Below are 8,903 nucleotides of genomic sequence, written 5' to 3'. Positions count from 1 at the left end.
GCGGATCCTCTAGATTCTCAAAGTGTCTTAGCAGTGAATCGGTCGGCGGCACTGAAGGGGACATGGATAGCCTCAATGTCAAACTTATCCATTAGTATCCCTACTCACCGAGTATGCGTTTGCCCTGGTACAGACCCTTTCCAATACAGATCCTCAGGCTGTGTGGCAACTGGGCGACCCAATTGTAGAACCGACTGGGGCATTTGCCTTGTCTGATGGTCGTCTGGTATGAGCGCGGCGCTGCAATGAAAATTAAAACCTCAGGATTTTCAACAATCCTGAGGTTTATGGCTGAAGACAATAAGGGCGACAGATCAATTGAACACACTTTAACTGCTTTGTTGAGATCTTATCTTGTTCTGATGCCTGCCTCCAAATATCTAATCAACGCTTCTCCTAGCTGCCTTTCTTCTGATGGCACCTCTGGGGAGTTTGCAAAAAAGCTTCTGGTAAAGAGTAGGAAAGCAAATCCTATTGCGATTAGTGGTTCCATAGAAATCTCCTAAGTGGCGATAAATGGTGCTATACAGAAGCTCTATTTCTCTTCAATATCATGGAGAGATTTAGAGTTGGGGCATATATCCTTTGCTAATCAGCCAGATTTTCAAACCACCTGCGGGATAAGAAGCACCTTCTAAAGCAAAAGATTGCTTTAAAGAAGTGCTAGATTGCATTTGAAATAAACTAAAAAGAGCAGTTTTGATTCCAGTCGCTTGGCTTAGAGTTTAAGCAAAGTTTTAAGGTTTCATAGTGTCCTTTCTGATCTAAAGCTCAACACCACAACTCTAAGTTTTTTTATTGTTAAATCCATGATCTATGTCTGCAAAACTATTCGCTAAAAGTTGCAGATTTGATTGTAGAAAAATGCAAATTTAGATCTAGATTGAGTTGATTGCAAATGAAAATTTTGCCTCAGTGCTAATTTTGTTGGCCAGTACGTTAAGCCCTAGCGCCAAATATTGAATTGGCTAGATCGCTTAGGACAGGGCAAGCGCTAATAGCAAAAACCAGGTTTACGAACGGTTTTATAGTCATCATCTCAGAGTCAATGAGGTCTCCCAACTAGCCTGGCAATGCCCTAGCGCTCAAGATTGAAACAGTGTCCCCATTCTATTAACTACAGCAATCTAGCCCAAAAAAGGCGCAGCTTAGCTGCGCCTTTAGGATGTACAACCACTTGAATTAAAGCGATCGCTCTGCCTATGCCTATGCCGTAACGAAATCGAAGGCAGGGACAACATTAGTGTTGTCTTCTACTACCCCAATTAAATCGCTGCCGAAGTAAATGAGGGTGTCTAAAGCTAAACCACCAGAAAAACTCTGGGCAGACAGGCTGTAGTTACCAATCCCACCAGCAACCTGGATTTTGTCACCCTCCAAGAAATTGAAGTCAGTAATAGTGGCATAGCCATAGCCTTGATAATAAACATTGGCTGTATCTCCTAGGGCAAAGACATCTGCCCCAGACCCACCAGAGAGAACGTCATACTCGCTCAGGTCAAACCCATAGCCGACTAGAACGTCATTGCCAGATTCACCTGCTAAGAAATCGCTGCCACTACCGCCAAATAGGGCATCGTTGTTGCTGCCGCCAAACAGAGTATCATTGCCAGCCTCACCAAAGAGAGAGTCACTTCCCGTTGAGCCGTCTAGGGTGTCATTGCCCGTGAATCCTAAGATTTGATCGTTTCCATCACCACCAAAGATATAGTCATCACCACCCCAACCATCAAGCACATTGTTTTGAAAATCACCAATAATGGTATCTCCCTGACTTGTTCCGATAACGTCAATAAAGTTTTGGACAACGAAGCTCAGCGTTCCTAGACCAAATATATCGTTAATCGTCAGGCTGTTGATAGATAAATCTACGGTTAATGAAACGAGGCCGCTATCTCCTAAGGAGCCATCGATAGTGTTGATCTGATCAAAAGCTCCGATGATATTTTCAACAGAAAATAGACTGTCAAAACCTGCGGTTCCTTTGCTAACAAAACTGCCGGTATTGAGAGAGATGCCTTGCCCTAAAAAACTGTAATCTATCGTGTCAAAACCAGAGCCACCACTAATAACATCATTGCCAAAGCCACCATAGATATAGTCATCGCCGCCAAAGGTTTTAATAGTGTCGTTGCCTAGCGTATCAACAACAACATCGCTGAAGATGGAACCATTTAAGTTTGCCATGACTGACTCCTAGTAACAATTTAGGTTGTAGAAAGCAATTTTCTCGCTTCAATAAAGAAGTGAATTTCTTGATTACTTCCTATGGCCTTAGATTAAATAGTTCCTCAGTTGAATTCACTTGTGCTTTCTGACTTGCCAATTGCCAAAATGGAGTGGATTGGTTGCAGAAAACTGCAAGGTAACTAGTAAAACCCTGGGATTCACTTGAGATTTGACATTACCTATCAATTTCTTCTTTAGGTTGACTCAGTGGCAATCTTGCCGGATAGTTTGAGCAGCCTGAGGCTTAAACAGCTATTGCGGCAAGCCTCTATTAGCAAGATTGATGTTCTCGACCCATCATCCCTTGAGCGATGCATCTACTCCGTTCTGTGCCAGGTGCCTTGGTTTTCGTAGCTCAGCTCGCCTGCTTGGCCAGTGCCCAAACCGAGGTGTCTCCCAGTCTGCCATTTCCCGATCCTACCGAGCCGACCCGCCCGGCCTCCCCAAATCCCCCTGTACCAGAGCCGCTGCCACCAGAGGTGCCTTTAGATGTTCCAGAAGACCCGGACTCAGAATGGCCAGTGTTACCGCCCGCGCTGGAAGAAGAGCGCTTTGCCGTCGATCGCATTGATGTCTTGGGCAACACTGTTTTAGACGCAGAAATTGCCGCTCTAGTGGAGCCCCTGGAGGGGCAGGAACTTTCCCTCAGTCAGCTCTTAGACCTGCGGACAGCGATCACAGACCTATATATTCGCAACGGCTACCGCACCTCGGGAGCCTTTTTGCCCAGTGGCCAAAATTTGAGCAGTAGGATCGTTCAAATTCAAGTGATTGAGGGCAGCGTTGAGTCAATTCAGGTCAATGGGTTAGGTCATTTGCGAGAAGGTTATGTGCGCAAACGAGTCTCCCTCGCCACCCAACCGCCCCTTAACATTCCCCGACTCGAAGACGCCCTGCGGCTCTTGCAGATTGACCCCCTGCTAAACCGGGTTGATGCCGAGCTCACGGCGGGCAGCAGCCCTGGCCAAAACCTGCTGATTCTAGATCTGACCGAAGCCGATCCCTTTTCTTTGGCGTTGACTGTAGATAACCTGCGCTCGGTCAGCATTGGTTCTATACAGGGAGAAGCGCTGGCTCTGCACCGCAATGTGCTGGGCTTTGGGGACTTTGCCAGTGCTCGATACGGCCATACCCAGGGGTTAGATCTTTATGAATTGCGCTACGGGTTTCCCCTCAATGCCTATGACGGGACGCTGCAGGTGCGCTACGAAAGCGCTAACAGCCGCATCATTACACCTCAGTTTGTCGATGCGGGCATTCGCAACGAAAGCGAAACCTTCTCACTTTATTATCGCCAGCCTTTGACCCGCTCTATCAACCAGGAGTGGGCCTTGGGCCTGGCCCTAGATCTGCGCGAGAGCCGCAGCTTTATTCTCAACGACATTCCCTTTTCTTTTTCTGTTGGGCCAGAAAATGGGGTGGCCAAAGTCAGTGCCCTGAGGTTTTCCCAAGAGTGGCTATTGCGAGACATTCGTCGAGTGCTGGCGGCGCGATCGCAGTTTAGCCTCGGCCTCAACCTTTTTGACGCCACCGTTAACGATACGGGCACTGATGGTCAATTTTTTGCCTGGTTAGGGCAGTTTCAGTGGGTACAACAGGTCTCGCCCAGATGGCTGATGGTCGCTCGGTTCAATGCCCAGCTCACCCCCGACTCGCTGCTGCCGCTGGAGCGCTTTAGCGTCGGTGGGTCAGACACGGTGCGAGGCTATGCCCAAAACCAGTTAGTGACCGACAATGCTGTACTGGGCTCGGTCGAGCTGCGTATACCCCTATCGGCGGTTCCCAATCAGCTGGAGCTGATTCCATTTATTGATGCTGGTACTGGCTGGAATAACCAAACCGAGAATCCTAATCCTTCGGTGCTGCTGGGGACGGGCTTAGGGGTGCAGTGGCAACCAATACCCGAGACCAATATGCGCCTGACCTACGGCATTCCTCTCATTGGATTGCCTAACCGAGGCAGCTCGCTGCAAGAGAATGGCTTCTATTTCTCGTTTACCTATCAGCCGTTTTGAGCACATTGCACAAAAGTGCAATGGGGCTGGCTGCAAAGTGCGGTTCAATTCTCCTAAAGCAACGCTAGAGTCTAGAACTGGGGTGTTTATTCTGAACTGTTGGGGATAGTTTTTAACCTGGAGACGTGGAGAATTGGGATTGACTGAGCTACCCAACCCAACCAGCCAGTCAGCGCAGCTATTGCGCTGGTGGCACCAGCACCAGACCCAGTGGCTTATCGATGAGGCCGACACTATTCGCAATGGTCTTCTACAGGACTTGTTTGCTATTCGCCGTCAGATGGAGCTAGTTGCTGGTGAAGAATGTGCTGGCCTGGCCACGGTGGAGCAGTTGTACGGTGCCCTAGAGCAATTATGCGATCGGCTCAGTTCTCCCTATCTAGAAGAATCGTTACCCCTGGCCCTACAGCATGGTTTGAACGATTGGCCAGCGCAGGTAATCCTCAAGGTCGAGTTACCTACCCACTGGTCGCCTGAGCCGATTGAAACCGTCTCGCTTTTAATCTCGATGATCGACTACCTAGGACAAACCCTGGCGACCTTACCGACGCCACCCCAGAGCTGTATGGTGCAGATGGCAGAGAGTGGAGGGGCAAAACGGCTAACGCTGACAATCAGCGATCATCTTGACCTGCCCTCATCGTCAATAGATCTCTGCCAGACAGAAGACTGGAGCAACTACCTAGCCACCTTTGAGGTCTTAACCAGAGGTAAGGCAGGCTGCACCTGCGATCGCACCGCTGTGGTGTTGCAATTGGTTTGGTAACGTTGGCCGCTTACGCTGTTAGTACTGCACTACCTACACGCCATGACTACGTCTCAACTCCGCCAGCAGATGCTGGTCGTCGATGACCATGATGCTGTGCTCAACGGCACGGTTACCGCCCTACAGCAAGACTATCCCGAGACCGATATTCGCTCGGCCCGAACTGCACAGGAGGCCGCCGCTAGCCTGGCGGCAGCGCAGCCAGCGCTGCTAGTTATGGATTTGTCTATTCCTGAACAGCCTGGCACCCCTTCGCAGACCGAAACGGGGATTCGCCTGCTGCGATCGCTGATGCAGCAGTACCCTGAACTCAACATTGTGGTGCAGAGTGCCCATGTCAAAGCGCTGGTACGGCTTAAACCGGCGATCGCCAACCATCAGGGTGGGTTCACCATCGTCGATAAAAATTTGCCCCTGAAGGAAATGCTGATCAAGGTTGACTGGGCACTCCAGGGCATTATCTACACGCCAAAAGATATGCGCACCGAGCTGGAGGTCAAGCCAGAGTGGCTGCAGGTGTTGCAGCTAGCGTTTCAAGAAGGGCTACAGGACAAAGCGATCGCCGAACAGATGAATGTCTCGGAACGCACCGTGCGCCACTATTGGACCAAGGTGCAAGACGCGCTGGATGTCTACCCCGACCCCGGCAAAAACATTCGCATTCAGACCCAGATCCGCGCTCGTGAAGAGGGCCTAATCGATTAGTGCAGTTGGCTTTTCCGTTAGGGTTGCAGTTCCTCAATCACCCGGCCAGGGCTGACGAAGGACATGCCCTGCTGGGAGGCAGTGCTAATCATGATCGCTTCGATGACGGGATCGCTGACGGGGGCGACGGATTGCCAGGCGACGATGAAGTTGGCCCCGACACCGCCGGACACATTGGTGCGATCTACAACAACTTCGGTAGAGGCGAGGGGGCCAAGCTGAATGGGCTCGTCGAGGTAGGTGATGATGCGATCGCCCCCTGAGTTGTAGTAATCGAGCGCGGTAATGGTGATGGGCTGGCTGCGATCGCTGTTGCGCAAACTCAGCGTCACCGTTAGCTGAAAGGCGCGGTTGGCCTCGGAGTCAAAAATTTCGGAATACACCGGCACGTAGAGGGTTTGCCCCTGTACCGCCGGGGCTGGGGCAGCGGCTAAGACAGTGACGCCGGGGTGATCGCTAAATCGCTCTTGGGCAGGCACCGTGGGCGCAGGGCTCGTCGCCGGGGTTTGAGTCGCGCAGGCCGACAGCATCCCCAGGCTCAACCCAATTAGCACTAATCTCAAGCTCACCATTAGACGTTATCCCTCGATTAATTCGCCCAGCTACGCGCCCAACGGCATCGCTACCTGTCCAGTCCACTACTGTTGATCGGCAACCGCAACATACGCGCCCAGGCCAATCATGGTGCAGCCCGATGCCATACGCTGGCTCCGCCTAAATCGATAACTTCCCCGCAGTTTTTGTCCAATCGGCCCAGCAAAAGACGCCACAAAAACATCCACTGCCAAATTCAAACAATCGGTGATCAGACCCAGCACCAAAAACTGCGTGAAGACGCTGCCGTTTTCAACATTGATAAACTGCGGAATAAAAGCCAGGAAAAACAGCGCCGTTTTAGGATTTAACACTTCAGTAATCACCCCCTGATGAAATGCGCTGCCTTGTTTGGGCGGCGGCACAGCGGCATCGGCATTGACCAACAGCGTGTCTTGGCTCAGCAGGGTGCGCAGCCCTAGATAAATCAGGTAGGCGGCTCCGGCATACTTCACTAGAGAGAACGCCACAGCAGAGGTCATCAGCAGGCTAGAAATGCCAACGGCTGCGGCAACCACATGCACCAGCCCGCCCACAAACAAGCCCAGGGCCGACAAAATGCCCTCAGATTTGCCGCCGTTAAGGCTGCGGGCCAGCGTGTAGAGAATCCCCGGCCCCGGCGTAATGCTGAGAATAAAAGCGGCGGTAAAAAACAAGCTTAGGGTCGCTAAATCAGGCATATCAATCTCCGTGAATACGTCTATTGTCAACTATCTACCGTGGGGGACACAGCAGGCTGTGCCCCTACTCCCCAAACCTCGCCGTTCGTCGCTTGGTGCCAAACATGTGGGCGTACACAAACGAAAATTCGCAGCCCGCAAAGAAAATTTGGCAGGCCAAAAAAATCCACAGCATCAAGATCATCACGCTGCCGATAACGCCGTAGGAAACAAATCGGCTGCCCAGGCTAATCACGCTGTTGCTGACTAGCCACTGCAACCCCGCCAGCAGCAGGGTGGTGAGCAGTGCACCGGGCCAGATGTCTTTCCAAGAAAGTTTGATGCTGGGGAGGATGCGGAACAGGCCAGCGATCGCGACCCCCAGGGCAAAAAACGACCAGCCCGCCTCAAGCCCTTTGCTGAGCAGCTCTTGGTCGATGGTTAAGAAGGCAAAGGTTTCTTGAAAGTTGTTGACCAGCGCCAGAATAATTTTGATCACAATGTTTGACAGCAGCGAGGCCAGCAGCAGCAGCGCCGTGGCCAGCACCAGCACAAAGGCCGACAGTTTGTTGATCACAAAAAAAAGCGCCATGCGAGCGGGCGACCCGGCTTCGCTGACGCGACTGGGGGATTCCCAAATTTTGTTCACCGATCGCTTGAGAATAGCAAAGATGGTGCTGGCGGCAAACATCAAAATGCCAAAGCCAATCAGCCCTGCCCCAACGCTGTTTTCGTTGAGAGAAATAATGGTGTCTCTAATTAATTCGTGCACTTCGGGGGGCAGGTAGCGCACAATCACATCCTGAATAGCCTCAAATACTTCGGTGTTTGGCCCCACCAGCGCCCCGATGATGCTCAGTACCACCAGCAGCAGCGGAAACAGGGAAAACAGCGCGTAGTACGACAGCGCCGCCGCCATACCGGGGACGTTGTCGCGATCCCACTTGAGCCAGGTTTGAATGAGCAGCTGGGCGGGTTTGGAGGGGAGAACCTGGGTGCGCAGGTAGGGGAGGAAGCGCGATCGCACGTAGTTGAGCATGGGTGGGTGCAGAGAAACCGAGGGTATTATCGCCCACCCTTGGGCCAGGTGCGGAAAGGATAAGTACAACAAGCCAATAGGCGAGTTGTGCATCCGCTGAACTCTAGGATTGTTTTACTGGTGATTGACCATTTTTACAGTTGATCGGAAAGGTGTCGGCAACACAATCATGGGGTGCTAGGGGACTGTTGCTGGCGGAGCTGGCGCAAGGTGGTGCGATCGCGCTCTAAATCAGCCGTGTCGTAGTGAAGATCGGCGTTGTGCTGTTTCAAAAAGGCATCAATGGCCCAGCGAGAGGGTAGACCTAAGATGCGCCCGACTTCGGCACTGGTAATTTTTTCGACCTGGTAGGCTTGCGCTACAAGGGCTTCTAAAATTTCACGAGCCAAGTGCTCAGAGTTAAAGTGCTGGGCAAGTTCATCGGGCAAATCGAGCGTAATTTGCATGGTGGGCCACATCTCCCAGAGTCTGCTTCTATCGTATCTTGCTCTACTGGAGGCTGTTTACGTTGTAGGGCTGGAAAGTAATGGGTAGAGCAGGACGGGGGCCAGTGCAAAAGGGAACAGCACAACAGGTCACCAATCTCGACACAAAAATTGATGATTGGCATAATGGACGCAACGGAACCAGCGGGTCTTGTGGACGTGGTGCGAAGAATTGGCGCAGTGCGATTGTTAGAGGGTGTTTGAAAAGTCCGATGGGGTCAAAAATCATGCCAATCGCCTGACCATGATCCGTATCATGGCAAGGTAGATGAGGGTTTCTGACATTTCCGGTAGCCGTTCGTAGTCTCGCACCAAGCGTCGGCACCCCATCAACCATCCGAAGGTACGCTCGACGACCCAGCGTTTCTTCAGCAGGACAAATCCTTTGGTCTGCTGCGGTCGTAAGACGAC

General features: G+C 51.6%; 10 protein-coding genes. 4 read left to right on the top strand and 6 right to left on the bottom strand.

Annotation, left to right across the window (positions count from 1 at the left end; genetic code table 11):
* Positions 1 to 215 precede the first annotated feature (215 nt).
* On the top strand, positions 216 to 506 hold the full coding sequence (locus VB780_RS08310; RefSeq protein ID WP_323350669.1) for a hypothetical protein: 291 nt from the start codon (positions 216 to 218) through the stop codon (positions 504 to 506).
* Positions 507 to 1,206: 700 nt separating this feature from the next.
* Here the strand turns inward: VB780_RS08310 and VB780_RS08305 are convergent.
* Positions 1,207 to 2,187, bottom strand: coding sequence for a calcium-binding protein (locus VB780_RS08305; protein WP_323350668.1), 981 nt, complete (start codon positions 2,185 to 2,187; stop codon positions 1,207 to 1,209).
* 383 nt (positions 2,188 to 2,570) lie between these two features.
* On the opposite strand from VB780_RS08305, the gene VB780_RS08300 reads away from it, so the two are divergent.
* From VB780_RS08300 to VB780_RS08290, 3 genes are all read left to right on the top strand, one after another.
* A complete protein-coding gene (locus tag VB780_RS08300; RefSeq protein WP_323350667.1) occupies positions 2,571 to 4,244 on the top strand; it encodes a ShlB/FhaC/HecB family hemolysin secretion/activation protein in 1,674 nt (557 codons plus the stop codon).
* 139 nt (positions 4,245 to 4,383) lie between these two features.
* Positions 4,384 to 5,010 carry a hypothetical protein gene (locus VB780_RS08295; RefSeq protein ID WP_323350666.1) on the top strand — a complete coding sequence of 209 codons (627 nt, stop codon included), beginning with the start codon at positions 4,384 to 4,386 and terminating at the stop codon, positions 5,008 to 5,010.
* A 42-nt stretch (positions 5,011 to 5,052) separates the two neighbouring features.
* Positions 5,053 to 5,715 (top strand): response regulator transcription factor, encoded by a 663-nt coding sequence (locus VB780_RS08290; RefSeq protein ID WP_323350665.1) that lies wholly within the window; start codon positions 5,053 to 5,055, stop codon positions 5,713 to 5,715.
* Between the two features lie 17 nt (positions 5,716 to 5,732).
* On the opposite strand, the gene VB780_RS08285 is transcribed toward VB780_RS08290, so the two are convergent.
* The 5 genes from VB780_RS08285 to VB780_RS08265 all read right to left on the bottom strand — a co-directional run.
* A complete protein-coding gene (locus tag VB780_RS08285; RefSeq protein ID WP_323350664.1) occupies positions 5,733 to 6,287 on the bottom strand; it encodes a DUF3124 domain-containing protein in 555 nt (184 codons plus the stop codon).
* A gap of 66 nt (positions 6,288 to 6,353) precedes the next feature.
* Positions 6,354 to 6,989, bottom strand: a complete 636-nt coding sequence (locus tag VB780_RS08280; RefSeq protein WP_323350663.1) for a LysE family translocator — start codon at positions 6,987 to 6,989, stop codon at positions 6,354 to 6,356.
* 64 nt (positions 6,990 to 7,053) lie between these two features.
* Complete coding sequence (locus VB780_RS08275; protein ID WP_323350662.1) at positions 7,054 to 8,007, bottom strand: YihY/virulence factor BrkB family protein; 954 nt, start codon at positions 8,005 to 8,007, stop codon at positions 7,054 to 7,056.
* Between the two features lie 167 nt (positions 8,008 to 8,174).
* Positions 8,175 to 8,453: a UPF0175 family protein gene (locus tag VB780_RS08270; RefSeq protein WP_323350661.1), complete on the bottom strand. Its 279-nt coding sequence runs from the start codon at positions 8,451 to 8,453 to the stop codon at positions 8,175 to 8,177.
* A 264-nt stretch (positions 8,454 to 8,717) separates the two neighbouring features.
* On the bottom strand, positions 8,718 to 8,903 hold a 186-nt coding region (locus VB780_RS08265), incomplete at its 5' end, for a transposase (RefSeq protein WP_323350660.1).

Source organism: Leptolyngbya sp. CCNP1308 (genome assembly GCF_034932455.1).
GTDB lineage: Bacteria > Cyanobacteriota > Cyanobacteriia > Phormidesmidales > Phormidesmidaceae > Nodosilinea.
This window is presented reverse-complemented; position numbering and strand designations above follow the sequence as displayed.

What these genes read in the sequence shown, in the direction of transcription:
- VB780_RS08310 (WP_323350669.1), top strand. Translation starts at nt 216, where the DNA reads ATGGTCGTCTGGTATGAGCGCGGCGCTGCAATGAAAATTAAAACCTCA.
- VB780_RS08285 (WP_323350664.1), bottom strand. Translation starts at nt 6,287, where the DNA reads ATGGTGAGCTTGAGATTAGTGCTAATTGGGTTGAGCCTGGGGATGCTG.
- VB780_RS08305 (WP_323350668.1), bottom strand. Translation starts at nt 2,187, where the DNA reads ATGGCAAACTTAAATGGTTCCATCTTCAGCGATGTTGTTGTTGATACG.
- VB780_RS08270 (WP_323350661.1), bottom strand. Translation starts at nt 8,453, where the DNA reads ATGCAAATTACGCTCGATTTGCCCGATGAACTTGCCCAGCACTTTAAC.
- VB780_RS08275 (WP_323350662.1), bottom strand. Translation starts at nt 8,007, where the DNA reads ATGCTCAACTACGTGCGATCGCGCTTCCTCCCCTACCTGCGCACCCAG.
- VB780_RS08290 (WP_323350665.1), top strand. Translation starts at nt 5,053, where the DNA reads ATGACTACGTCTCAACTCCGCCAGCAGATGCTGGTCGTCGATGACCAT.
- VB780_RS08280 (WP_323350663.1), bottom strand. Translation starts at nt 6,989, where the DNA reads ATGCCTGATTTAGCGACCCTAAGCTTGTTTTTTACCGCCGCTTTTATT.